Source organism: Actinoallomurus sp. CA-150999 (genome assembly GCF_050942425.1).
Lineage (GTDB): Bacteria > Actinomycetota > Actinomycetes > Streptosporangiales > Streptosporangiaceae > Actinoallomurus.
The window spans coordinates 6,151,264-6,175,079 of sequence record NZ_CP192063.1 but is presented as its reverse complement, the minus strand read 5'-3'; the positions used below and the strand labels follow the sequence as shown (position 1 = coordinate 6,175,079).

Sequence of the window (23,816 nt, the reverse complement as noted above, 5' to 3'; positions counted from 1 at the left end):
CCGGCTAGGCGCTCTTGGTCTCCTGGAAGATCACGGCGATTTCGTCGATCTTCGCGAGCAGCTGGTCGGCCACGTCCAGGTCAACGGTGCCCTTGGTGCCGGCCGCGCCGGCGAGCTTGGTGGCCTCGTTGAACAGCTGGTGCAGATGCGGGTACTTCTCGAAGTGCGGAGGCTTGAAGTAGTCGGTCCACAGGACCCACAGGTGGTGCTTGACCAGCTCGGAACGCTGCTCCTTGATGACGAGGGCGCGAGCGCGGAAGTCGGGGTCGCCGCTGTCAGCCGCCTTGCCGATGATCGCCCTGACCGACTCGGCTTCGATGCGGGCCTGAGCCGGGTCGTACACACCACACGGCAGGTCACAGTGGGCATGGACCTCGGTTCTGGGGGCGAGCAACCGCGTGAGCATCAGCATCATTTCTCTTCTCTCGGTGTCATGGAGACGGCGCCGACCTTGATGCCGCGCCTTCCGCGACAACGCTAGAACCTGAAGCTAACTTGAGGTCAAACCGGCGCGTTCCCGTCGCGCGGGTTTGGCTGTGCCGGGACGGGCAGCGAGTCTGGTGGATCCCAGCCGGACGTGCGCGTCCTTGCGGCGTGGCCTCGGCGGGCAGGCTGGAGGGCCAGGCCGTCGGTGGTGGCCACCGACGGCCTGGCCCTCTGTCGCAGGTGCCTATCCGCCGCTCGCGATGGCGAATATGTGCATGGCGGTGGCACCGTTCGCCACGCCCTGGCTGATGTCGGGGAGAGCGATGAGTTTCACGGTCTTGCCCGGCTGAAGCGGTACGGAGGCCATGGAGAGGTAGACCGTCCGGTTCTGTTTGCCGGTCGAGGTGTTGATGTAGGGGATGGCGGCGGCGGTGTCGCCGCCGCCGGACCACCAGTCGGGGAAGCCGATGGTGAAGGGCTGGGTGGTGCCGTCGGTGTAGGTGATCGTCCCGCTGCCTGACGCGGTGCCGTTGTTGGCCGTGCCGAGGAAACCGAGCTTGGCGCCCGTCCCGGAGAACTTGATCGTCTGTCCGCCCGCGACGACGTTGTCCGGCTTGCCGGCTGCGACGTCGGGCCAGGTGAAGGTGAGTCCGCCGTGGGTGACGGTGCCGCCTGGGGTGATGCCCGCGGTAGCCAGGGCCTGGGCGGACAGGCTCCGGCCTCCGCCGTCGAGGTCGCCCTGGGACGGCTGGGCGTCGTCGCTGATGGCGGTGTTGCCGTAGGCGTCGGCCAGTGACGCGAAGAGGATCGGCAGGTTGATCAATGCGTCGCCGCCGCCGTCCCGTCCGCCATAGGTGACCTTGGCGTGGAGCTGGTAGCCGGCGGACGTCGCATCGGCCGGGACCTTGATCGACCACGTGGTGTGCACCGACTGGCCGCCGGCGACTTTGGCGAACGAGGCCGGGGAGGTGGGCTGCGCCGTCCAGCCGTCCGGTGTGGTGAGCGACATCGTCACGTCGTTCAGCGCGCTGGGACCCGAATCGGTGAATGTCGTCGTCGCGGTGACGGTGGTGCCGGGTTCGGCGATCTGCGGTCCGGTCAGCGTGAACGGGTACTTGGCGGTGATGACGGCGGAGCCGGTGACACCGCCCACGGTCGCGTTGATCGTCGTGACTCCGGGCCCGACCACCTTCACGTGTCCGGCACGGTCGACGGTGGCCACGCCGGGGTCGGTGCTGCCGTAGCGGACGCCGGCGTGCTTGAGATCGACGAAGGACTGGTCGTCGTTGACGGCCTCGACGATGTCGTCGGCGGTCACGTCGAGGTTCCGCTTTTCGCGGGAATGGTCGGTGTCGTCCTTGATCCAGCGGTTCTTGCCGGTCAGGTCGATCGTGTCGCCGACGTTGTAGGAGACGGCCTCCGGCTGGACCGTGACGTACCGGACCTTCGGGGTGATGCGGCCGGTGACGCGTACGGCGGCCGGGGTGGCGGTGACGTCGGCGGAGTCGGCACCGACCTGGAACCGGTAGGTGCCATCGGGTACGAACGAGCGCATCGCGTTCGCGTCCCAGACGGCGAGGTCGGCCGTCTTGACGGTGAGGGAGACGTGTTCGGTGGCGCCGGGGGCCAGGACCGCGGTCTTGTGGAAGCCGACGAGCCGTTTCTTCGGCATCTCGACGCCCGCGACGGTGAAGGGCGTCGCGGCGTACATCTGAGCCACCGTCGCTCCCGGCACGTGCCCGGTGTTGGTGACGTCGAACCGTACCGTGACGTGGCCGTCCGCGGTCGCCGTGGACCGGTCGGCCCGTACGTGGGAGTAGGCGAAGTCGGTGTAACTCAGCCCATGGCCGAAGGGGTAGGTGGGGGTCCCGGTGAAGTACTGGTAGGTGCGGCCGATCCCGCTGGTGGCTCCCGGAGTGAGGTCGTAGTCGGACATGGGCGGGAGTTGGGAGTCGTCCTTGTACCAGGTGAAGTTGAGGTGGCCGCTCGGGTTCTGTTCGCCGAGGAGCACGTCGGCCAGCGCGGTGCCCTGGCTTTCGCCGTTGTAGCCGCTGAACACGATGGAGGACACCTTGTCCTGAACGTCGTCGATCTTCACTGGGCCGTTGGACTGGATCACCAGCGCCAGCTTCCGGTTCCCCACCGCGGCGGCCTGGTCGATGAGCGAGTGGTAGTTGCCCGGCATGGCGAGGCCGGCACGGTCCCGCCCCTCGCGGGCGATGTTGTCGTCGGTGCCGACGAAGACGATCACCAGGTCGGCGGCCTTGATGTCGGTCTTGGTCGCGTCGCTCAGCTGCGCGTCGCCCGTGGCCGTCGTGGACGTTCCGGCGGCGTCGTAGACCACTGAGGCGGACGGGTCGGCCGCCTTGACCGCGGCGGTGATGCCCTGCACGGCGCTGACCTGCTTCGACGGGTTGCCGGAGTAGCCGCCGAGCGTCACCTTGTTCGCCAGATCGCCGAGGATGACGACCTTGTTCAGCTTCGTCCCGTCGGCGGGCAGCAGGTGCCCGTCGTTCTTGAGCAGCACGAGCGAGTCGTCGGCGACCTTCTCGGCCAAAGCCTGATGCGCCGGGCTCTGGATCACATCCTTGGTGATCTTGGTGTACGGCACGCGGTCCGGCGGGTCGAACTCGCCCGTCTCCATGCGGACGGTGAACAGCCGGACCAGGGCGGTGTCCAGCACGCCCTCGCTGAGCGCGCCCGCCGCGATGGCGCTGCGGATGTTCTGCGCGGTGGCCTCGGTGCCGGTGCAGTTGGCGCCGGTGCCGGCGCGCAGCGCGTACGCCTGCCCGCCCGCCTGGCCGGACAGCTTCGCGCCGGTCGCGGTGTCGGTCCAGGTGGGGTCGGACTTGTGGTCGGTCGTCCAGCCGGGCGGCGCCCAGTCGTGGCCGCCGTACGGCAGCTTGTAGGTGGTGCCGACCGCGCCGCAGTCGGAGGTGATGTAGCCGCTGAAGCCGTACGTCCGCTGGGCGAGCTGGTTGACGGTGTAGGTGTCGGCGACGGCCGGGGTGCCGTTGACGGCGTTGTACGACGTCATCAGGCCCGAGACGTGGTCGTCCTCGATGAGGCGGCGGAACTGCGCCGTGTAGTAGTCCCGCAGCGTCCGATCGTCGGTGTCGGAGCTGATCCCCGTACGGTTGGTCTCGGTGTCGTTCATCGCGTAGTGCTTGGCCGTGGCGGCGACCTTCAGGTACCGGCTCGTGGGCCTTCCAGCGCGTGTCTGGCCCTGGTAGCCGTTGACGAAGGCGCCGGCCATTCGCCCGACGAAGTACGGGTCCTCCCCGAACGCCTCATCGTTGCGGCCCCATCGCGGGTCGCGATCCAGGTTGACGGTCGGTGCCCAGTACGTCAGCGAGCCGTAGTCGTTCTTGTCCGGGCCGATGTTGTTCGCGCCGACCCCCCACAGCGACTTGTCCAGGAACCCGCGCGCCTCATCGGAGATCGCCGTGGTCTCCCGATAGATCAGGTCCGGATCCCACGACATCGAGGATGCGAAGTTGGTCGGGAAACTCGTGCCCGGCACGCCGGAGGCCGAGCCGTGGTCGGTGTTCGCGCCGAGTCTGTTGACCCCGTGCTGGCCTTCGCTCCAGTAGGTGTACTGCTGGACGCCCAGCCGCGGGATGGCCGGTGCGCTGTTGGTCCTCAGCTGTGCGGCCTTCTCATCGAGCGTCATCCGCGAGACCAGGTCCGCGGCGCGCTCCTCGAAGGAGTAGCGGGTATCGCGGTAGACCGGCGTCGTGTCCGCATGCGCCGTCGGCGCCGAGACACCGGCCAGGCCGACCGCGCAGGTGAGCGAACACAGGGCGGCGAGGAGGGAGCGCCGCCGCGAGGAGGGGCGTTGTGTCATCAGGTGACTCCTGATCACGGGGTTGACGGAGGTGAATGGGGGCCGCCGACCCGGACCGGGAAGGCCCGGTCCGGGTCGTCTCGTTCAGGTGGGGTTCCAGCCGTCGCCGCCGGCGAGGTACTTCTGCGGGGTGTAGGTGGCGGCTTGGGCGTCGGTCAGCTGCGGCCTGTTGGCGTTGACGGTCGCGCCGGGTCCGGTGTCGCGGTACTCGAAGAATCTGGCGTTCCGCCATGAGTTGCTGGACATGTCGGCCCACGGTTGGGCGGTGTTCACGACGGCGCTCAGCGTCGACTCGCGGTACACGACCTGCGCGTCGGGGCGCCATGGCCGGCCGAGGATCGTCGAGCCGTTGGCGGCGGCTCCGGTGATGGTGGACTTGTAGAAGAGGAATCCGTAGGGACTGGTCGCGGGCGTGCTCGCCGCCGTGACGGATCCACCCCGCGGGTTCTCGTGGATCTCGCAGCCGCTGAACACCGCCACGCCGCCGCCGAAGATGAAGTCGACGGTGCCGTTGACGTAGGAGTTCACCACGTATGCGCGAGCGGAGTCGTTGACCAGGAAGGTGTCCTGATCGCCGAGGATGTGGACGTCGCGCAGGACGGCGCGGTCGGCGCCCAGGTTCAACGCCACCGCCTGCCCGCCGCTGGTCGTCGTCGATTCGTCGAAGTCGTTGGAGATGGTGAGGTCGGTGGCGATGAAATCGTGGCCGTTGATGAACGCGGTCGCACTGCCCGATGTGCCGTAGCCGCCGCCGGCGTAGTGGTTGTTGACGATCACCACGTCGCCGGGTGAGGTTCCGAGGCCCTGAAGAGTGATGTAGGGCTTGTTGGACGGAACCGTGACGATCTCGCGGTAGGTGCCGGGTTTGATGGTGATGACGACCCGGCTGGTGTTGTTCGCGGGTACGGCGTCGATGGCCGCCTGGACGGTGGTGTACCGGCCGGTTCCGTCGGCGGCGACCGTCGCGGAACCGGTGGACACCGGATCGAACGCCCATTGTTCACTGGTGTTCGCCGCGCAGGTCTCCTGGGTTATCGCGGCGCCCGAGGCGGTCGATCCCCCCTTGACGGCGGCGCACAGCCCGCTGGAGGCGCTGACCAGTTGATAGGTGCCGCTGCCGCCGGCAGCCAATGTCCAGGTCTGGTTCTTCTGCGCGTTGCCGCACCCCCATTGCTGGAGTTGAACGCCGGTGCTCGAACTGGCGCCCGGAACGTCCACGCACAGGCCGCTGTTGACATTGACCAGGTTGTATCCGGAGCCGGCGGAGACGAGCTTGAACTGCTGCCAGGTGCCGCCGGTGCAGCCCCACTGCTGGAGGAGCGTGCCGCTGGTCGTGGCGGCGCCGGGCACGTCGATGCACATGCCGCCGGCCGCGGCCACGGTGTAGGTACCACCGGCGGTGGGGACGGTGGCCGCCTGGGCCGGGAGGTGCACCACGGTCATGAGGCCGGCCGCCGCCAGGACCGCAGTGGTGAACGTCGCGGCCCGGCGGAGCGGAGACCGCCGCCGACCCCGACGGTTCGGAGGCGCGGTGTCGTCTTCTCTTCGGTACGGACCCATCGTGCTCAGCTCACACTCGCGTTGCTCTGCAGGATGTACGCCGGACCGGATGCGGTCTTGATGGTGGTGGAGCCGGTCGTGACGGTGGCGTTGCGGACCATCAGGCCGGTGGTGGCGGTGATGTTCACCGAGGCGAGGTTCAGGCCGGTGATCGCACGCTCGGGAAGTCCGACGATCTGTCCCGCGGTCGTGGCGGACGTGGCGGTCACCTTGCTGATCGTGATGTCGTGGTAGTTCGGCGTGGTGCTGGTGACCGCCTGGGCCGGGTCTCCGTCGGCCGGGACCTTCGGGTAGTACGCCGTGATCAGGATGGGCGTGGCCACCCTTGTCATCGTCAGATGGGCGTAGGTGACGGCGTGCACCTCGCCGCCACGATCCCGGGCCGACTTGATGCGCACCCCGCTCTCGGTACCGGTCAAGGTGTCGTCGTGGACGCTGACGTTGTAGACGCCGCCGGCGGTGTAGCTGCCGATGGAAAGGCCGTGGCCGTGCAGAATCGTGCTGCTGCTCAAGGAGATGTCGTGCGCCGCGCCGTTGGACGTCGACGAGTCGATGGCGAGGTCGTCGTCGCCGCAGTCGATGGTGCTGTTGGTGATGGCGACGAAGCCGGAGGACCAGACGTCGATTCCGTCGGTGTTGGGGGAGTCGGCGGGCGAGCTGATCGTGATGTCGTCGATGGTGACGTGCGTGGCGCCCTTCATGGTGATGTGCACATTGGGCGCGTTCTTAATCGTGATGCCGGTGACCTTGGCCGTGTTCGCCGATCCCAAGTCGATCAGTGCGGGTCGTGGCGACAGGGGTTTGCCGGCGGCCTTCTCCTGGTTGATCAGCGCCCACCACGGGGCGCCCTGGCCATCGATCGTGCCGTCACCGGTGATCGTCACATTGCTCGCGCCGCCGGCCTGCAGGAGCGGGGCGAGGTGTGAACCTGACGGTGGATAGTCGGCGGCGTCCTGGGACGCGAGCAGCGTCGCGCCGCCGTCGATCTGGAGCGTGATGTTCGACGGGAGGCTCAATGGGCCGGTCAGGTAGCGCCCAGAGGTGAGCTCCGCCACGCCGCCACCCGCGCATGCGTTGATCGCCTTCTGCAGGGCCGCGGTGTCCTTCGTCGTGCCATTGCCGGTCGCGCCGTAACTCTTGGCGCTGCACACGGTGGCCGAGCGCGCCGGCGATGCTGCCATGGCCAGGTATCCGGTGACCAAGGCCGCCGGTAGCAGAGCCGATACGACCTCTCGCAGTGGTCTTCGATAGAGATGAGCGGACACTGGTTCCCACTCCTTTCTGGAGGGTTGAATTCTTCCGGAATCGAAATTTCGAAGGCTCCTCTCTGGCAGTCTGTTTCGTTCTTTGGATATTGGCGCGTGCTCGTGACGGTAAATATAGAAATCGTGGCGGTCAAGGTGGTTTCACGACGTTACGTCAACGTTATCTATGTCGGATGTCACCTGTTCGGGGCCATGCTGCCGCTACCGACAATGGCAATACTCGCAAACCGGCTGCACGCCGGATGGAATTGGCCGCCGTGTCCGCGGCGAATACTAAAAAGCCCTAGCGGGCCGGGGGGGCGGTACTGGAGCGTATGACGAGATTGGTCGACAGTTCTACGCGGTGGTTGAAGTCGGCCGAGTCGCCGGATACCAGGGTGCGCACGGCCAGCGCGGCCATTTCGGCCAAGGGCTGGCGCAGAGTGGTGAGCGGGGGCGACATCCAGCGCGACATCGGCACGTCGTCGAACCCGACCACACTGAGGTCCTCGGGCATGCGCAAGCCGTTCAGCCGGGCCGCTTCGTAGACGCCCATGGCCTGCACGTCGCTGGCGGCGAAGATCGCGGTGGGCGGATCGGGGAGTTCGAGCATCGTCCGCGCCGCCTCCAGCGCCGACTCGTAGTGGAAGTCGCCCGGGGCGATCAGCGCCGGGTCGACCTCGATGCCGGCACGTTCGAGTGCGGCGCGGTAGCCGTCGAGGCGGGCCTGGCTGCACAGCACACGGGGACGGCCGGTGATCGTGCCGATCCGCCGGTGGCCGAGCTGGATGAGATGCTCGGTGGCGGCGAGGCCGCCGGCCCAGTTGGCCGCGCCGATCGAGGGCACGTCCGGGTCGGGCTGGCCGACCGGGTCAACGATGACGAGGTCGGCGTGCAGCTCGGCCAGCCGCTTGCGGTGGCGCTGCGGGAGTTCGGTGAGCACGAGGATCACCCCGTCGGTGCGTCCTCTGCTCAGGCTGCGCACCCAGCGGTCGGCGTCCTGCTCGCTGGGGATCACCGAGACGGCGATCCGGCTCTTCGCGGCCAGCGCGGCCTCCTCCGCACCCCGGATGATCTCGACCGCCCACGGGCTGAGGTCGGTGAACAGCAGGTCGATCAGTCCGGCGCGGCGAGACCTGCGCTGGGGCCTCAGGTAGCCGTACTCGTGGAGCAGCGACTCGACGCGGGTTCGCGTCTCTGCGGCGACGTCCGACCGCCCGTTGATGACCTTGGACACCGTCGGCACCGATACGTTCGCGGCGGCGGCGATCTCGCCGAGGGTCACCCGGCCAGGGCCCGGTGCGGCGGTCATGGGCGGTCAGCCTCCCGTAGGCGGTTCGGCGCGGCGGGTCCTTGCGCGATCTGGGTGCGCAGCGGTTCGCGTACGACGCAGTTCGCCAAGGCGAACGAGTCGGCGAGCGCGACCAACTCGTCGTCGCCCAGCCCCTCGAAGAGTGCCGCGTACTCCTCGACCAGCGGCTGCGCGACGGTGATGGTCAACAGCAGCGTGCGCACGAAATCCCAGCGCCCCCAAGGATACGGGTCGAAGCCGGGGAACTCCCGGGCGATGAGATCTTGGACCGCCTGGGTGACCTCGGCCGGCCCGGTGCCGTCGCTGCCCCAGGCATCGGCGCCGAGCCGTTTCTTCTTCGCCACGAAGTCCGCGAACCGCTGCATGTACGGCGAGTCGGGCGAGGCGTACACGACTCCCTGCAGGCCGATGTCCTTGTACGTCCACAGCGACCAGCTCGCTTCGTACCTGCGGTAGATGTCCAGCTGGTCGGCCAGGATCCGGCCGCGCTGCTCGTCGACCGCCGGGTCGCCGGAGTAGATCGGCCCGAACTCGCCCACCCAGATCGGCGAGTCGAGCTCGCGGGCGAACTCCGTACGCTGCAGGAACTTCTTCTCCAGCACGTCCCTGTCCTGCCATACGCCGCGGGTACGGCCCGGGTACGGGCCGCCGTACGCCAGGCCGGCCATCGCGTAGTCATGGCAGACGTAGACGGTGTTGGCCGGGGGCTCGTCGAATACGTCGAAGACGTCGAACTCGGTCGAGTAGGTGTTCCCGTCGAGGAACAGGGTGTGGTGCGGGTCGACCGCGCGGATCGCCTCGACCAGGCGCCGGTAGAACGGGCCGACCACCTGCCGCGACTCGTCGGCCGGCTCGTTGACCGGGTTGTATCCGGCCACCCAGCGGTCGTCCTTGTAGCGGTCGGCGATCGCCTCCCACAGGCGCACCACCCGGTCCTGGAAGTGCCGGTGCTGCCAGAACGTCGCCAGGTGGGTGGGGTTGTCCGAGTGCCAGCGCTGGTTCTGCCAGCCGGGCAGCGCGTGCAGGTCGATGACGGAGTAGATGCCCTGCCGGCCGCACAGGTCGATGACCCGGTCGAGGTGCCGGAACCCCTCCTCCTTGATCTCGAACGGCCGCGCGTCGTCCTCGAAGTGGTGATAGTGGATCGGGATCCGTACCGCGTTCAGCCCGGCGGCGGCGAGGAACCGCGCGTCGGCGTCGTCGAAGAAGCCGGTGAGCAGCCGGTCGAAGAACGACTCGTACCGCTCCTGGCCCAGCACCCGGCGGACCGCGGCCCGCATCAGCGACTCGGTGCCGGCGTAGCCGGTGACGAAGTTCTCCATGTTGAGCCAGCCGCCGATGCCCACGCCGCGCAGCTGGACGGCGGCACCGTGGGGGTCCAGGAATCGGGGGCCGGCGGCGCGGAGGTAGCCGTCCGAGGACTGGGACATTCGGCGATCCCTTCGGTTCGAAATTTCGACGCTCATTTCGACTCGTTGTCGCTGCCAGTCGGGAGGCTAAGTCGTGAAGTCCTGAGCGTCAAGCAGCTGTCACCAGCGTGTACGGGTGCCGAAAGAATCGGGAAGAGGGGTATTGACCCGCCGAATGGCGGATTGTACCGTCCTCCCCGCGTCGTAAGTTCGCAGGCATGTTACGAAAGTTTCGGGCGGGCCGACGCGGGATGGAGGCAGGAATGGACGCAGCATCCTCTCGGCGCCAGTTCCTGAGGATCGGTGGACTGGTGGCGGGCGGCGCCCTGATCGCCGGGTCGGGGTGGCGGCCGTCGGCGGCCGCCACGACCGGGCAGCCGGGTGGCGACGACCCGTGGTCCGTGGCGGACCGGATCGTGCGCACGACCCCCAGGCCGAGGATCCCGAACAGGCGTGTGGACGTCACGAAGTACGGTGCCGTCGGCGACGGGAAGACCGACTGCACCAAGGCGTTCGCGGCGGCGATCGGCGACCTGGCGGGCAAGGGCGGCGGGCGCGTCGTCGTGCCGCCGGGCCGGTACCTGACCGGGTCCATTCACTGGGAGAGCCGGATCGACCTGCACGTGGAGAAGGGCGCGACCATCGCGTTCAGCACCGATCCGGCGGCGTACCTCCCCGTCGTCTACACGCGGGACGGCGGCATCGAGTGCATGAACTATTCGCCGTTCATCTACGCGTACGACAAGCACGACATCGCCATCACCGGCGAGGGCACGCTCGACGGGCAGGCCGACAACCAGCACTGGTGGCCGTGGGCGGGCAAGACCCAGTTCGGCTGGCAGCCCGGCATGCCCACCAGCTCGGCCGACAGCGACCTGCTCGCCTCGATGGCCGACCAGGGCGTGCCGGTTTCGAAGCGGGTGTTCGGCTCCGGGCACTACCTGCGACCGCAGTTCATCCAGCCGTACCGCTGCAAGAACGTCCTGATCTCCGGCATCACCCTCCACAACACGCCGAACTGGCAGCTGAACCCGGTGCTGTGCACCAACGTGATCGTGGAGAACGTGACGGCCGGCAGCCTCGGACCGAACAATGACGGCTGCGACCCCGAGTCCTGCGACCATGTCGTCATCTCCGGCTGCACCTTCGAGACCGGAGACGACTGCATCGCCGTCAAGGCCGGCAAGAACGCCGACGGCAGGCGAGTGAACACGCCCTGCCAGAACATCGTGATCCAGAACTGCGAGTTCCTCGCCGGGCACGGCGCGATCACCATCGGCAGCGAGATGACCGGCGGCGTCCGCAACCTCTACGCCCGAGACTCACGCGTCGACAGCCTGAACCTCAACCAGGGCCTGCGATTGAAGACCAACTCCGCGCGCGGCGGCTTCATCGAGCAGGTCCACCTGAAGAACGTCAAGATCGAAAAGCTGGCCGACTCGGCGATCCTCGTCGACTTCTTCTACGGCGAGGGGCCCGGCCACGGGTTCAACCCGTCGGTGCGCGACATCCACGTCGAGAACCTCTTCGTCGGCACTGCGGCGTATCCGCTGTACGCGGTCGGTTACACCGATGACCTCATCAAGAACATCACGGTCGAGAACACCATCGTCGAGCACGCGTCGCGGGCGAGCGTGGCCCGCTACGTCGACGGCCTGACCTTCGACAACGTCTACATCAACGGCGCGCTCGCCACGCCGCCGAAGCCTTATCCCGACCTCGCCGCCGCGTACAACAACGTCGCGATCGGCACCGCGAGCACACCGGGCGACATCGACGGCGGCGGCCGCTATTACACCGCCGACTCGCTCGCGGCCGCCGGGCTGACGCCGGGCGCGACGGTGACGCACGGGGGTCTCGGTTTCACCTGGCCGAACGTCGCAGCCGGCCAGCCCGACAACGTCGCGGCCTCCGATGAAGTGATCAACCTGTCGGGATCGGGCGGCAGGCTCGGCTTCCTCGCCGTGGGCACCCACGGCGACCAGTCCGGCACGGTGAACATCACCTACACGGACGGGACGAGCAGCACGGGAACGATCTCCGCCACCGACTGGTGGACCGCCCAGGCCAAGGTCGGCGACGAACTCGTCGCGACCGCGACCGCCAACGGGGGCAGGACGGTGGGCGTCTACTACTGCGCGGTCCCGCTCACCGCGGGCAAGACGGCGGCCTCCCTCGAACTCCCCGCCAACTCCAGCCTGCACATCTTCGCCGTCGCGATCGGCTGACCGGAGACCCCCATGCGTCGCACCTCACCGACCGCCACGGCCGCGACGATCCTCGCCGGCTCGCTGCTGACCGTCGCCACCAGGGCCGCCGCAACCTCCACCGTCCTGACCGTCGACCAGAACGGCGCCAAGGGCGCCTACGCCACCGTCCAGGCCGCGGTCGACGCCGCACCGAAGAACAGCAGACGCCCGGTGACGATCGTCGTCGGCAAGGGCACCTACCACGAGGTCGTGTCCGTGCCCGCGGACCAGCCGAACCTCCACCTGATCGGCGCCACCGGCGACCCCGCCGACGTCGTCATCACCTACGACAACTCGGCCGGCACACCGAAACCCGGCGGCGGCACGTACGGCACCGAGGGAAGCGCGACGGTGACCATCGCCGCCAACGGCTTCCTGGCCGACGGGATCACCTTCGAGAACGCCTTCGACGAGCAGGCCCACGCATCGCAGGACGGTCACCAGGCGGTGGCGCTGCGCACGCTCGCCGACCGGATCTCCTTCTACCACTCGCGCTTCCTCGGCAACCAGGACACCCTCTACCTGGACGCCGCGAACAAGACCGACATCGACCGGGTGTACGTCCGCGACAGCTACGTCGCCGGAGACGTCGACTTCATCTTCGGGCCGGCGACGGCGGTGTTCGACCACAGCACCATCGACGCGCTGGACCGGGGGAGCACCGACACCAACGGCTTCATCACCGCGGCCAGCACCCAACTGGCCAACAAGCACGGGTTCCTGTTCACCGGCAGCACGTTCGTCTCCAACGCCAAGGCCAAGACGTTCTACCTCGGCCGGCCGTGGCACCACCTCGGCGACCCGCTGGCCATCGCGCAGGTCACCGTCCGCGACTCGTCGCTCGCCGCGCACATCAAGGACCAGCCGTGGACGGACATGGCCGGGTGGTCCTGGGCGGCGGCCCGCTTCGGCGAGTACCACAACACCGGGCCGGGCGCGGGAGTGAGCCTGTTCCGCCCGCAGCTGACGGACGCGGAGGCCGAGGCCGCCACCCCGGCCGGCTACCTGTCCGGGACCGATCGCTGGAAGCCGTGGACCCATCATCGCGCGGACCCCCACGCGTGATCCACGGTCGACGAAAGAAGGAGAGCAACACGATGAAGGTGCGGTACGCAGCGGCCGGCTTGGCCGCCGCCCTGGCCATCTCCCTCTCCGCCTGCGGCACGGGAGGACCGACCCGCTCCGGCTCCGGCGCCGGCAAATCCGGCGGCATCACCGTCTGGGCGATCACCGGCGGCTACAACGACGTCTACACGAACTCCGTCAACGCCTTCGAATCCGGCGCCGGCCAGAAGGCGAACCTGCAGCTGTTCCAGAGCGATGCGTACAAGGAGAAGATCCGCGTGTCGCTCGGCGCGGGCAACCCGCCCGAGGTCTTCGAGAACTGGGGCGGCGGCGGTCTGAAGGACCTGGTCAAGAACGGCCTCGTCCAGGATCTCACCGCCACCGTGAACGGCGACCCGCAGCTGAAGAGCCGCTTCATCCCGAGCCTGCTCGACTCGGCCACCTTCGACGGCAAGATCTACGGCGTGCCGATGAACGGCCTCTCACCCGCGGTGGTCTTCTACAACAAGAAGATCTTCACCAAGTACAACCTCACGCCGCCGAAGACGTTCGACGACCTGCTGGCGCTGGCCGGCACGCTGAAGTCGCACGACGTGACACCCTTCGCGCTCGGCGGCGCGCAGAAGTGGCCCGAGCTGATGTTCGAGGAATACCTCATCGACCGCATCGGCGGCCAGGACGTCGTGAACAAGATCCTCAGCGGCGCGCCGAACGCCTGGTCGGACCCGTCCGTGGTCCAGGCGAGCACGCTGGCCAGAAGGCTCGTCGGCGAGGGCGGCTTCCAGAAGGGGTTCGCCGCCACCTCGTACGACACCGGTCAGGCGACGGCCCTGCTCTACACGGGCAAGGCCGCGATGGAGCTGATGGGCGCCTGGGAGTACGCGAGCATCAAGAAGGCCGACCCCGACATGCTCAAGAACGGTGACCTCGGCTGGTTCGCCTTCCCCCAGGTCAGCGGCGGCAAGGGCGATCCGAGCAGCCTCGAGGGCAACCCGGCCAACTACTACTCGATCGCGGCCAAGTCGGCGAAACCGCAGGTGGGCGTGGACTACCTGAAGAAGGCGGTCATGTCGCCGACCTACGTCGACGATCTGATCAAGAATGGGCGCACCCCGCCGGTGCCGGGCATCGCCGGCAAGCTCGCCGCCGGTCCCGACGGCGCCTGGAACAGCTACGTCTACGGCCTGGCACAGAAGTCCGCGCACTACACGCTGTCCTGGGACCAGGCGCTGCCACCCGCCACCGCGGACACACTGCTGACGAACGTGTCCCAGCTCTTCCTCGGCAAACTGTCGCCGCAGGCGTTCTCCGCGGCGATGGACAAGGCCGCCGGCTGACCGCGGGCATGAAGAACACCGCATCGACGCACGCTGGGCCGAGCACGCTGCTGCTCGGCCCGGCAGTGCTCCTCTTCGGCGCCTTCGCCCTGCTGCCCATGGTCGGTGTCGTGGCGCTGAGCTTCACCAAGTGGGACGGCCTCGGCACACCGACGTTCAACGGATTCGGCAACTGGACACGGCTCGGCCACGACCCCGTCCTGTACAAGGCGGTGCTGCTCAGCCTGATCGTCATGGCCGTGTCGTGGCTGATCCAGACCCCGGTCAGCCTGCTGCTCGGCGTGTTCGTCGCCGGCCACGCGCGCTACCGCGCGCTCATGGCGGCCTGTTTCTTCCTGCCCCTGCTGCTGTCGTCGGCGGCGATCTCCGTCATGTGGCGGGACATGCTGGACCCGAACTTCGGGCTGTCCGCGGACCTCGCCCAGCGGCTGCACGCCGGCTGGCTGAACCAGCAGTGGCTCGGCGACGAACACCTCGCCGTGCTGGCGGTGACCTTCGTGCTGTCGTGGCAGTTCATCCCGTTCCACATCCTGCTCTACCAGGCGGGAACGCGGCAGATCCCGAGGTCGATGTACGAGAGCGCCATGCTGGACGGCGCCACACGCCGGCAGCAGTTCCGCTACATCACGCTGCCCCAGCTGAGGCACACGCTCGTCGGCTCCTCGACCCTCATCCTCGTCGGTTCACTGACGTCCTTCGACATCGTGTTCGTACTCACCGGTGGCGGCCCGGGCGACGCCACGCGCATCCTGCCGCTGCACATGTACCTGACCGGCTTCTCGCGCTACGACATGGGGTACGCGAGCGCCATCGCCGTGGTGCTCCTGGCCTTCGGCCTCCTCGTCTCGACCACGCTGGTCCGCGTCACGGGCTTCCGGTCCATGCGAAGCACACAGGAGGGGGCCTGATGAGCGCCGCCGACACCGACCTCATGACCGGACACCAGGCCGCACGGGGACGGCGGCCGGCATGGGCGTGGGCCGTCCGGCGCCCACGCTGGAACGTCCCCGGCGTCGCCGGCGGGCTGGCGTGGTTGCTGATCGTGCTCGTGCCCGTCTACTGGATGGTGATCTCCAGCCTGCGCGACCAGGCGGGCTTCCTCGGACAGGAACAACTGCTGCCGCCGAGCCACCCGACGCTCGACAACTACCGCCGCGTGCTGGACAACGGCTTCGGCCGCTACCTGCTCAACAGCGCGATCGTCACCGTCGCGACCGTCATCGTGGTCGTCCTGGTGACGCTGCTGGCGGCGTACGTCATCGTGCGCAGCGAACGGCGCATCGCCCGCGGCGCGTTCACCCTGTTCCTGGCGGGGCTGGCGGTGCCGTCGCACGCGGTGATCATCCCGATCTACCTGCTGATCATCCGCCTGCACCTGTACGACAGCCTGCTCGCGCTCATCCTGCCCACGGCCGCCTTCGGCATCCCGGTCGCCGTACTGGTGACCACCGCGTTCATGCGCGACATCCCGAACGAGCTGTTCGAGGCCATGCGCCTCGACGGCGCGAGCGAGTGGCGGATCCTATGGTCGCTCGCCGCGCCGCTGTCCCGGCCCGCGATGATCACGGTCGGCGTCTACACGGCGATCCAGGCGTGGAACGGCTTCCTGTTCCCGCTGATCCTCACCCAGAGCCCGCGCACCCGCGTGCTGCCGCTGTCGCTGTGGACGTTGCAGGGCGAGTTCACGATCGACGTTCCGGCCGTGCTGGCCGCGGTGGTCCTCTCGTCATTGCCGCTGTTCGCCGCCTACCTCATCGGCCGACGCCAACTCGTCGCCGGGCTGACCGCCGGCTTCGGGAAGTGAGCCACACCTGGCAGGGCGCCCGGCAAGGGATGGACCGCTCCGGCGAAGTCGGAGGCTAGATCGGCTCGTTCTCGGCCACTGCAGTAGTGCGAGCGGCCTCTCGGCGGTCTGGAGTCTCTAGGCGGGATGTGCGCGCAGGACCGATGCGCTGAGCCGCTCGACCTCGGACGCGGGGGCGGCGGCGTCGACGATCAGTGTGTGCGGGCGGTCGAGTGGCGCCCAGTAGCCGAACGGTTCGGCGCCGAGCTTGCTGGCGTCGGCGAGAACGTAAGTCGTGCGGGCGGCCTCGAGCATGGCGTGCTTGAGGCGGGCCTGTTCCAGGGACGGGCAGCACAGGCCGCGCGAGGTCACCCCGTCGGCGCCGAGGAACGCCTTGTCGGGACCGACCCAGCGCAGTTGCTCCTCGGCGTACGGGCCGACGATGCCCTCGCCGGGGTGGCGGACCCGGCCGCCGAGCACGATGAGCTCCACACCCGGCGCCTCGGCGAGGACGGCGAGGGCGTTGATCCCGGCGGCGATCACCGTGATGCCGGTGCGTTCGCGCAGGTGCCAGGCGAGGCGCGCGGTGGTCGTGCCGGCGTCGAGGAGGATCACGTCGCCCTCTTCGACGAGGTCGGCGGCGACGCGGGCGATGGCGTCCTTCTCGCGCGGATGCCCATGCTCCTTCTCGCGGAGCGTGGGCTCATGCGGATGCGGTCCCCGCACCGCGCCGCCATAAGTCCGGGTGATCTCGCCCGAGCGCTCCAGGTCCCGCAGGTCGCGGCGGATCGTGGAGGCGGAGACGCCGAGGCGCCGGGCGAGATCGTGGATGTTGCCGTTGCCGTCCCGCACCTCGCGGACGAGGACCTCACGGCGTTCGGACGTCGCCGCCCTCGGCCTGCGCTGCTGAACGGTCACGATTCCCCCTGAGTTACGCCTTCTGCGCATTCTGCACGGCAACCGCATGATCCCGGACCTCGGCGGCCGGGCGCAGGAAGAACCAGGAGATCGCCGCGCCGACGGCCAGGAAGCCGGACAGCGCGATGAAGCCCGAGTTCTCCGAGCCGGTCAGGTCCTTCAGCCAGCCGACCAGGTAGGGCCCCATGAACCCGCCGAGGTTGCCCAGCGCGTTGATCAGCCCCATGGCGACCGCGATGACCTCGAAGCGCAGCACCTGCGCGGGCATCGCCCAGAACGGGCCGTACGGCGCGTACACCCCGGCGGCGACGACGCACAGCAGCATCATCTGCAGGAGTTCGTTGTGCACCAACTGGCCGCACAGCAGCCCGGCGATCGCGATGACCTGCGGGACCGCCACGGCCGCGCGGCGGTTGCCGGTCCGGTCCGAACGCACCGCGTTGTAGAGCATGGCGACCAGCGCGACGGTGTACGGGATCGCGGTGAGCAGACCGACCTCGGTGGCCGAGGCGTCGCCGGTCATCGACTTGATGACGCTGGGCAGCCACAGGTTGAAACCGTAGAACCCGGTGATCCAGCAGAAGTAGACCAGCACCAGCAGCTGGACGCGGCGGTCGCGCAGGGTGTCGGCGTAGGAGGCCTGGCCGGTGGACGGCTTGGCCGCCTCGTCGGCCGCGAGCGACTCCTCGACGTACGCCCGTTCCTCCGCGGACACCCAGCGGGCGTGCGACGGCTTGTCGGCGATCGCGAACCACCACACCGCGGCCCAGATCAGCGGCGGCAGACCCTGCACGACGAACACCGTCCGCCAGCCGAAGTGGTCGAGCATCCAACCGGACAGCGGCGCCATCAGGATGGAGGAGATCGGCAGGCACGCCATCCACAGCGCGTTGGCGCGGGCCCGTTCCTTCAGCGGGAACCACGACGCGAGCAGGATGAGCACCGCCGGCCAGACCCCGCCCTCGAAGAAGCCGAGGACGAAGCGGGCCACGTACAGTTGCCCCTGGCTCTGCACCAGGCCGCACAGCATCGCGGCCAGGCCCCAGGCGATCATCAGGATCAGTACGGTCTTGCGCGCGCTCCACCGGACGGCGAGGATCGCGGCGGGGATCTGCAGGAACATGTAGCCGACGAAGAAGATCCCGCTCGCCATGCCCTTGGCGCTGCCGCTCAGCGGGAAGTCCTTGTCCATGTACGGCAGGATGATCGAGACGTTGTTGCGGTCGAGGTAGGCCAGCAGGTACATGATCGCGGCGACCGGGATCACGTACACCCAGCGGCGGGCGGGGACGGCCGCGGAGGTGCTCATCGGGGTTCCTCTCGGGCTAGCGGGCTGTTCCGTACTCGGCGCGGATGCGGTCGGCGTAGGGAGCGAAGTCGACGGCCGTGCGGAACGCGGCGGCCATGGCGCCGGGAGAGGCCTTGCCCGTTCCGGCGATGTCGAACGCGGTGCCGTGGTCGACCGAGGTGCGCAGGATCGGGAGCCCGACCGTGACCGAGACCGTGCCGTCGAAGTCGTAGGTCTTGGCCGGGATGTGGCCCTGGTCGTGGTACTGCGACAGCACGCCGTCGTAGCGGCCCTGCAGGCCCTGGTGGAAGACCGAGTCGGCGGGGATCGGCCCGGTGACGTTCAGCCCGGCGGCGCAGGCGGCCTCGACGGCCGGGGCGATCGAGACGATCTCCTCGTCACCGAAGTTGCCGTTCTCACCGCCGTGCGGGTTGACCGCCGCGACCGCCAGCCGCGGCTCGCCCTCGCCGAAGACCTTCAGCGCGGTGAAGGCCTCGTGGATGGCGGCCTCGACGACCTTCTTGCTCAGCTTGTCGAGCGCGTTCCGCAGCGACATGTGGCGCGTGGTGAAGAAGATCTTCAGGCCGTGCACGACGAACATCGTGTTGTGCCGGGTGGATCCGGTCAGCTCGCCGAGCATCTCGGTGTGGCCGAGGTGCTTCGACCCGGCCGCCCAGATCGCCTCCTTGTTGATGGGCGAGGTCACGATGGCGTCGGCGGCGCCGTCCATGCACAGCCGGGTCGCGGTCTCGATGGCGGCGATCGCCGAGCGCCCGGCGGTCGCGTCGACCTTGCCCCACGCCAGGTCGTCACCGGCGATCCCGAGGTCCAGAACGTCGATCACGCCCTCGGTGAAGCGCGCCTGCTCGAGGCCGGTGACCGCGTTGATCTCCACGTCCAGCCCGCAGACCGCGGCGGCGCGGCGCAGCACGGCCGCGTCGCCGACGGCGAGGCCGCGCGCGGCGCGGACCGACTCGGGATCGGCCAGCGTACGGGCGGTGATCTCGGGCCCGATGCCGGCCGGGTCCCCGAGGGTGACGGCGAGCAGTGGTCTCATCGGTCGCTCTCCCTTTCCTGCTGAACGGTGATCATCCGTAGGTGCTCGATGCAGGCGACCGCTGCCTCGCGGTCGCCGATCAGTCCGCCCTTGGCGGCGAACGGGAAGCCGGCGTGCGGGCCGCCGACCAGCCGTCCCGCGACGGCGAGCGGCTGGACCTCGGCGTCGATGGCGAAGCCCTCCGCCTCCAGGGCGTTCACCACGGCGACCGACACGTCGCCGCCGGTCGCGTACACCCCGCCGACCCGCCCGGTGTCGACGACGCGGCGGGCTACGGCGCCGAGAAGCGCCGGGATGCGTTCGGCGAGGGCAGGGTCGAAGTCGATCGCGGGCATCGCGATCCCGGCGACGCTCGCACCCGCGTCCAGCAGCGCCAGGACACCCGCGGTCAGCGTGTCCTCGTCCAGCTCGGTCACCGGCGCGTAGCGGGCACCGAGGATCTGCCGGGCCTCGGCGAGCTGTTCGGCGGTGCGCGCGGTGATGCTGCCCGCGATCACCAGGATCGGGCGGGGCGCGCCGCCGATGCCCAGCTCGGCGGCGAGCGCGGCGCCGAACGGCCCCGAGTCGACCGACAGCCAAGGCTCGCCGGTCGCCACGGCGACGGCCGCCGCGGCACGGGCCAGTGCGGCCATGTGCCCGGGCGTCACCGCATCGCAGACCAGCGCGTCGGACCGGTCGGCGCCGAGCGCGCGGACCAGCTCATCGTGACCGGCCTGAACGGTGTCGAGCGCGATCTCGCCCACGGTGAGATCGCTCTGCCCGCGCAGCAGGGTGGCGACCCGGGACGCGGCGATCGGGCTCAGCGGGTCGCGGGCGGCATCGGTCTCGGTCAGCGGGACGCCGTCGACCAGGTGGACGCCGCCCACGGTCGTACGGCCGGCTCCAGGAAAGGCGGGCACGCAGAGCGCACGGGCGCGCGGGGCCGTGCGACGCAGGACCTCCAGGACCCCGGCCAGCTCGGCGCCGACGTTGCCCCGCAGCGTGGTGTCGACGCGCTTCACCATGAGCCGCACGCCGTCGCCGAGCTCCTCGGCGACGCGGGCGGCCTCGGCCCTGGCGCGTTCGGCAGGGAAGTGGCGGCTGCCGATGTTGACCACCACCACGTCCGCCGACGCGCCGTGCCGCAGCCCGTGGCAGGTCTCGCTGACGGTGACCGCGCGCATGCCCTGGCGGGAGAACAGCGCACCGGTCGCGTTGCTGCCGGTGAGGTCGTCGGCGACGACCAGGACCTCCGCCATGCCCCCTCCCTCCGATTTGCTCATCTCGAGCATCTTCAACCTGCTCGAAATGTCCACCTTCGTGGCCGCAAGCATGCGTCCTGCGGTTGGATCCTGTCAAGAGACGTAAAGCTGCTCATTTTGTGCAACTTGCGAGTGCGCGATCCGGGGACCTTAGGACGATCTGGTTCCCGGTCTTGATGTCGCCGTGTCGGCCAGCCCTTTCCCGACGGCGTAGGCCGGACTTTCTCCGTGCCACGACGCGGCGCGTTCCTGCTGACCAACTCGCGTCGCCTGCGGGCGAATATTCGGCACCGACACGCCAGGTCGGGGTCAGGGGAGTCGGCGTCCGTTGGGGTTGCGGCGGCGCTGCTCCTTCTCCGCCTTCTTGCGGGCTTTGATGGAGGCGTCCAGTTCGGCGAGCAGGTCGGGGTCGATGTTGAGGCGGCCGCGGTCGCTCGCAGAGACGGAGAAGTCGCCCCAGGTGGTGACCGCGCTGACGCCGGGGTAGCGCTGAGCCGCCTTGGCCTTCTCGGGCTCGTCGTCGCGGGGCGGGCGGCCCAGCAGGTCGGTGTGGCAGGCCAGTACGGCCTCGACCAGGCCGGCGCCGTACCGGTTCCCGGCGATCCGGTGCAGGCCAGCCCACTTGAAGCCGGCCTTCTTCAGCGCCCGCTTCTGGAAGAAGCCCATGCCGTCGAGGAGGCGGGTGACCTCCTCCGGGCCCAGCGCGTTCTCCATGGGGTGATCCTAGGACCGATCAAGGGGTGCATCTCAGTGGCCACAGCCGGACGGCTCGGATTGGTGTGCCGGCGGGCGCACCGGTCACCCTGACCGCCGACAGGCCGGAAACAGGGGTAAGTGCCGTTACCGGCCCATCTGCCGGCGTCACTCTGCGGACAGTACGGTGTCCCAAAGCCGTGGTACCACCATCTCCATCAGCGCGGAATCGGTCGTGGGGAAATTGAGGAGCATGCCGAGATCGGCCTGGGCTAGACCGCGGAACAGGTCCTCCCCGGCGATGGCGGCGCTGACGTCGAGTTGGCTCCTCTCGCCTGCGGGAATCGCCGCGAGGCAAGCGTCCAGCCGATCGAGGGCGCTGAAGGCGAGGACGAACTTGATCCCTGGCAGATCGGGGATCTCCATCCGGAAGGGGCGACCGCTGCCCTCCGGCGTCGTCCATTTGACGACGAGGTAGTGGCCGAACTCCCGCATGACCCGATAGCGGTGGAGGATCTCTGCGGCGTCTTTTTGCGAGGTACCGCGCAGGCGGGTCTCAAAGGCGATGCCATGCGCCCACAACCTGAGTCCGGGGAAACCATCCCGCGTGATCTGCATCCGCTCGTCCTCCGGCCCGAGGGGATTGATCTCGATGGAGCCTAGCCGGTCGTCGAGGCTCGAGAAGAGTTGGTGTCCAGGGACGCCGCCGGTATAACCGGCCGCCCCGCCTATCCGGAAGAACCGTATGTGCTCCTTGGCGGTGAAGATGGCCATGTTTCCCTCAAGGACGCCGGCCTGTGGCAGAGCCTCGAGCGGCGCGCCCTTGACACCGGCGGCGCGAGCCACGGCGGCGGGAACGTACCAGTCCTGGTGCTCCATGAGGCCGCGGGCCAGGGTGGCCGGCGGTACGGCCCTCCGCTGCCGGATCAGGGTCTCCACGGAGTTCGTCATTGTTACCTCACGCGTGGTCGGCGGCCTGGATGTTTCCGGCTTACGCCCAGATACGACCGTGCTCGGTGATCTGCGGTTCCGCGCCTTGACGGAAATCCTCATCGAGCCTCCGCCGCCACGTCTCTGTGCCCGATCAGAGTGCGATGAGGCCTGCGTTCGTCGGCTTGAAACCGCAGGCGTCGAAGTAGAACGGCTGCAGGTGGTCATCGAAGTCGACGTGCAGCCATTCGCACTGCGCAGCCCGGGCACCTGAGACGGCCGCAGCGACCAGTCCAGCGCCGATCCCGGAGCGGCGAAGGTCTCCCCGGACCACGGTGTCCAGGATGAATGCGTGGACCCCACCGTCCCACGCGACATTGACGAAGCCGACGAGTTCGCCGTCGCGCCGGGCGCAGACCCAGCCGAGGCTGTGCCGGTGGACCTGCGCCGACCAGTCGATGTCCAGGACCCGATGGTCGAAGCCCTCCGCATGAAGGGCGTTGACGGCTGTGTTCTCGAAGTCGCCTCGCCACTCGTACGTGATCGCCATGCCGTGAGCGTAGGCCGCCTGTACAGCCTGTATTGACCGTTGGCGCGTTAGAACCGGAACCGCACGATTCGGGTGGACCGTTTGAAACCCGGGAACAGGTTCATGAGGCGATACACGCGGCGTACGTTCGCGGGTGCCTTGGCCATCAGCATCGGTGAGTCGTTCATCGGCGCCTCGTCGACGTATTCGAGCCGTGGGTGCCAATCGGCCAGTGCGGCCGGGTCGTTGAAGCCGCAGTGGAACCGGGCGTTGTATTTGCGCGCGAGGGGGTCCCATTTCGAGGTGCGCCACGCCCAGACCGACACCGTGTCGAACTGTATTTGGCCGGTGGGGAAGGCGTCGACGACGCTGGTCAGCAGCCGCCGGGCGTCGGTCTCGGTCAGGTAGGGCACCAGTCCCTCGGCGATCATCAGCGCCGGCCGGCCGCGGGGGATGCGTTCCAGCCAGGTCAGGTCGGTGACGCTGGAGTCGATCAGGGTGTAGTGCTCGCGCGGCGGCAGGAATTGTTGCCGCAGTTCGATGACGGCGGGGTAATCCAAGTCGTACCAGTCGACGGTGGCGGGCGGGTCGATCCGGTACACCCGGGCGTCCAGGCCGCAGCCCAGGTGCAGCATCACCGCGTCGGGATGATCGGCGAGGAAGCTTCGGGCCCAGTCGTCGTGGGCCTTGGCGCGCACCACGGCGGCGAGGCCCATCTGGCTGGTGCCGAATCGGCCGTTGTCGTAGTCGGGGTCGAGGCGGCGCATCGCCTGCTCGGCGTATTCGTCGCCGAGGATCGGGTCCGGCAGCCGGTTGTCCAGTGCTTTGGCCTTGAGCACGGGACTGAGGGTCTTCTGCACTCCTGCGAGTTCAGTGCCTTCCACACGGCGACAGTACTCGCATTTCACGGATTTCGTGAAGTCCGCGA

The 23,816-nt window shown here is 68.7% G+C and carries 19 protein-coding genes; 5 read left to right on the top strand and 14 right to left on the bottom strand.

The window, feature by feature from the left end:
• Positions 1 to 4: 4 nt before the first annotated feature.
• The 6 genes from sodN to ACQP2O_RS28590 all read right to left on the bottom strand — a co-directional run bounded on the left by sodN (position 5) and on the right by ACQP2O_RS28590 (position 9,819).
• Positions 5 to 415: a superoxide dismutase, Ni gene (gene sodN, locus ACQP2O_RS28615; RefSeq protein WP_433170318.1), complete on the bottom strand. Its 411-nt coding sequence runs from the start codon at positions 413 to 415 to the stop codon at positions 5 to 7.
• A gap of 255 nt (positions 416 to 670) precedes the next feature.
• On the bottom strand, positions 671 to 4,273 hold the full coding sequence (locus ACQP2O_RS28610) for a glycoside hydrolase family 3 C-terminal domain-containing protein (protein ID WP_433170316.1): 3,603 nt from the start codon (positions 4,271 to 4,273) through the stop codon (positions 671 to 673).
• Positions 4,274 to 4,357: 84 nt separating this feature from the next.
• On the bottom strand, positions 4,358 to 5,716 hold the full coding sequence (locus ACQP2O_RS28605; protein ID WP_433170314.1) for a pectinesterase family protein: 1,359 nt from the start codon (positions 5,714 to 5,716) through the stop codon (positions 4,358 to 4,360).
• 122 nt (positions 5,717 to 5,838) lie between these two features.
• Positions 5,839 to 7,098, bottom strand: coding sequence for a glycoside hydrolase family 28 protein (locus tag ACQP2O_RS28600; protein ID WP_433170312.1), 1,260 nt, complete (start codon positions 7,096 to 7,098; stop codon positions 5,839 to 5,841).
• Positions 7,099 to 7,381: 283 nt separating this feature from the next.
• Positions 7,382 to 8,389, bottom strand: coding sequence for a LacI family DNA-binding transcriptional regulator (locus tag ACQP2O_RS28595; RefSeq protein WP_433170310.1), 1,008 nt, complete (start codon positions 8,387 to 8,389; stop codon positions 7,382 to 7,384).
• Positions 8,386 to 9,819 (bottom strand): glycoside hydrolase family 5 protein, encoded by a 1,434-nt coding sequence (locus ACQP2O_RS28590; RefSeq protein ID WP_433170309.1) that lies wholly within the window; start codon positions 9,817 to 9,819, stop codon positions 8,386 to 8,388. The genes ACQP2O_RS28595 and ACQP2O_RS28590 overlap by 4 nt, the downstream gene beginning before the upstream one ends.
• A 242-nt stretch (positions 9,820 to 10,061) precedes the next feature.
• Here ACQP2O_RS28590 and ACQP2O_RS28585 point away from each other — a divergent pair, with 242 nt between their 5' ends.
• Genes ACQP2O_RS28585 through ACQP2O_RS28565 form a run of 5 tightly spaced genes read left to right on the top strand, consistent with a single transcriptional unit; the run spans position 10,062 to position 16,253 of the window.
• On the top strand, positions 10,062 to 12,026 hold the full coding sequence (locus ACQP2O_RS28585) for a glycoside hydrolase family 28 protein (protein WP_433170307.1): 1,965 nt from the start codon (positions 10,062 to 10,064) through the stop codon (positions 12,024 to 12,026).
• Positions 12,027 to 12,038: 12 nt separating this feature from the next.
• Entirely contained in the window at positions 12,039 to 13,112 is a 1,074-nt protein-coding gene (locus ACQP2O_RS28580) for a pectinesterase family protein (RefSeq protein WP_433170305.1), read from the top strand.
• 32 nt (positions 13,113 to 13,144) lie between these two features.
• Entirely contained in the window at positions 13,145 to 14,449 is a 1,305-nt protein-coding gene (locus ACQP2O_RS28575; protein WP_433170303.1) for an extracellular solute-binding protein, read from the top strand.
• 8 nt (positions 14,450 to 14,457) lie between these two features.
• Positions 14,458 to 15,357: a carbohydrate ABC transporter permease gene (locus ACQP2O_RS28570; RefSeq protein ID WP_433170300.1), complete on the top strand. Its 900-nt coding sequence runs from the start codon at positions 14,458 to 14,460 to the stop codon at positions 15,355 to 15,357.
• Positions 15,357 to 16,253: a carbohydrate ABC transporter permease gene (locus tag ACQP2O_RS28565; protein WP_433170298.1), complete on the top strand. Its 897-nt coding sequence runs from the start codon at positions 15,357 to 15,359 to the stop codon at positions 16,251 to 16,253. Before ACQP2O_RS28570 ends, ACQP2O_RS28565 begins: the two co-directional genes overlap by 1 nt.
• A 117-nt stretch (positions 16,254 to 16,370) precedes the next feature.
• Here the strand turns inward: ACQP2O_RS28565 and ACQP2O_RS28560 are convergent, their stop codons facing one another.
• The 8 genes from ACQP2O_RS28560 to ACQP2O_RS28525 all read right to left on the bottom strand — a co-directional run bounded on the left by ACQP2O_RS28560 (position 16,371) and on the right by ACQP2O_RS28525 (position 23,772).
• Positions 16,371 to 17,150: a DeoR/GlpR family DNA-binding transcription regulator gene (locus tag ACQP2O_RS28560; RefSeq protein WP_433170296.1), complete on the bottom strand. Its 780-nt coding sequence runs from the start codon at positions 17,148 to 17,150 to the stop codon at positions 16,371 to 16,373.
• 13 nt (positions 17,151 to 17,163) lie between these two features.
• Positions 17,164 to 18,459: an MFS transporter gene (locus tag ACQP2O_RS28555; RefSeq protein ID WP_433170294.1), complete on the bottom strand. Its 1,296-nt coding sequence runs from the start codon at positions 18,457 to 18,459 to the stop codon at positions 17,164 to 17,166.
• 16 nt (positions 18,460 to 18,475) lie between these two features.
• A complete protein-coding gene (pdxA, locus tag ACQP2O_RS28550) occupies positions 18,476 to 19,495 on the bottom strand; it encodes a 4-hydroxythreonine-4-phosphate dehydrogenase PdxA (RefSeq protein WP_433170292.1) in 1,020 nt (339 codons plus the stop codon).
• Entirely contained in the window at positions 19,492 to 20,757 is a 1,266-nt protein-coding gene (locus ACQP2O_RS28545; RefSeq protein ID WP_433170290.1) for a four-carbon acid sugar kinase family protein, read from the bottom strand. Before ACQP2O_RS28545 ends, pdxA begins: the two co-directional genes overlap by 4 nt.
• Before the next feature lie 288 nt (positions 20,758 to 21,045).
• Positions 21,046 to 21,450 carry a hypothetical protein gene (locus ACQP2O_RS28540; RefSeq protein ID WP_433170288.1) on the bottom strand — a complete coding sequence of 135 codons (405 nt, stop codon included), beginning with the start codon at positions 21,448 to 21,450 and terminating at the stop codon, positions 21,046 to 21,048.
• 147 nt (positions 21,451 to 21,597) lie between these two features.
• The gene (locus ACQP2O_RS28535) at positions 21,598 to 22,368 is read right to left on the bottom strand and encodes a hypothetical protein (RefSeq protein ID WP_433170286.1); all 771 of its coding nucleotides are present in this window, start codon (positions 22,366 to 22,368) and stop codon (positions 21,598 to 21,600) included.
• 145 nt (positions 22,369 to 22,513) lie between these two features.
• Positions 22,514 to 22,909: a GNAT family N-acetyltransferase gene (locus tag ACQP2O_RS28530; protein ID WP_433170284.1), complete on the bottom strand. Its 396-nt coding sequence runs from the start codon at positions 22,907 to 22,909 to the stop codon at positions 22,514 to 22,516.
• Between the two features lie 47 nt (positions 22,910 to 22,956).
• Complete coding sequence (locus ACQP2O_RS28525) at positions 22,957 to 23,772, bottom strand: class I SAM-dependent methyltransferase (RefSeq protein WP_433170282.1); 816 nt, start codon at positions 23,770 to 23,772, stop codon at positions 22,957 to 22,959.
• Between the last annotated feature and the right edge of the window lie 44 nt (positions 23,773 to 23,816).

Bases quoted from the DNA above. Each gene is read 5' to 3' on its own strand.
- sodN (WP_433170318.1), bottom strand. From the start codon at position 415: ATGATGCTGATGCTCACGCGGTTGCTCGCCCCCAGAACCGAGGTCCAT.
- ACQP2O_RS28610 (WP_433170316.1), bottom strand. From the start codon at position 4,273: ATGACACAACGCCCCTCCTCGCGGCGGCGCTCCCTCCTCGCCGCCCTG.
- ACQP2O_RS28605 (WP_433170314.1), bottom strand. From the start codon at position 5,716: ATGACCGTGGTGCACCTCCCGGCCCAGGCGGCCACCGTCCCCACCGCC.
- ACQP2O_RS28595 (WP_433170310.1), bottom strand. From the start codon at position 8,389: ATGACCGCCGCACCGGGCCCTGGCCGGGTGACCCTCGGCGAGATCGCC.
- ACQP2O_RS28590 (WP_433170309.1), bottom strand. From the start codon at position 9,819: ATGTCCCAGTCCTCGGACGGCTACCTCCGCGCCGCCGGCCCCCGATTC.
- ACQP2O_RS28585 (WP_433170307.1), top strand. From the start codon at position 10,062: ATGGACGCAGCATCCTCTCGGCGCCAGTTCCTGAGGATCGGTGGACTG.
- ACQP2O_RS28580 (WP_433170305.1), top strand. From the start codon at position 12,039: ATGCGTCGCACCTCACCGACCGCCACGGCCGCGACGATCCTCGCCGGC.
- ACQP2O_RS28575 (WP_433170303.1), top strand. From the start codon at position 13,145: ATGAAGGTGCGGTACGCAGCGGCCGGCTTGGCCGCCGCCCTGGCCATC.
- ACQP2O_RS28570 (WP_433170300.1), top strand. From the start codon at position 14,458: ATGAAGAACACCGCATCGACGCACGCTGGGCCGAGCACGCTGCTGCTC.
- ACQP2O_RS28565 (WP_433170298.1), top strand. From the start codon at position 15,357: ATGAGCGCCGCCGACACCGACCTCATGACCGGACACCAGGCCGCACGG.
- ACQP2O_RS28555 (WP_433170294.1), bottom strand. From the start codon at position 18,459: ATGAGCACCTCCGCGGCCGTCCCCGCCCGCCGCTGGGTGTACGTGATC.
- pdxA (WP_433170292.1), bottom strand. From the start codon at position 19,495: ATGAGACCACTGCTCGCCGTCACCCTCGGGGACCCGGCCGGCATCGGG.
- ACQP2O_RS28545 (WP_433170290.1), bottom strand. From the start codon at position 20,757: ATGAGCAAATCGGAGGGAGGGGGCATGGCGGAGGTCCTGGTCGTCGCC.
- ACQP2O_RS28540 (WP_433170288.1), bottom strand. From the start codon at position 21,450: ATGGAGAACGCGCTGGGCCCGGAGGAGGTCACCCGCCTCCTCGACGGC.
- ACQP2O_RS28530 (WP_433170284.1), bottom strand. From the start codon at position 22,909: ATGGCGATCACGTACGAGTGGCGAGGCGACTTCGAGAACACAGCCGTC.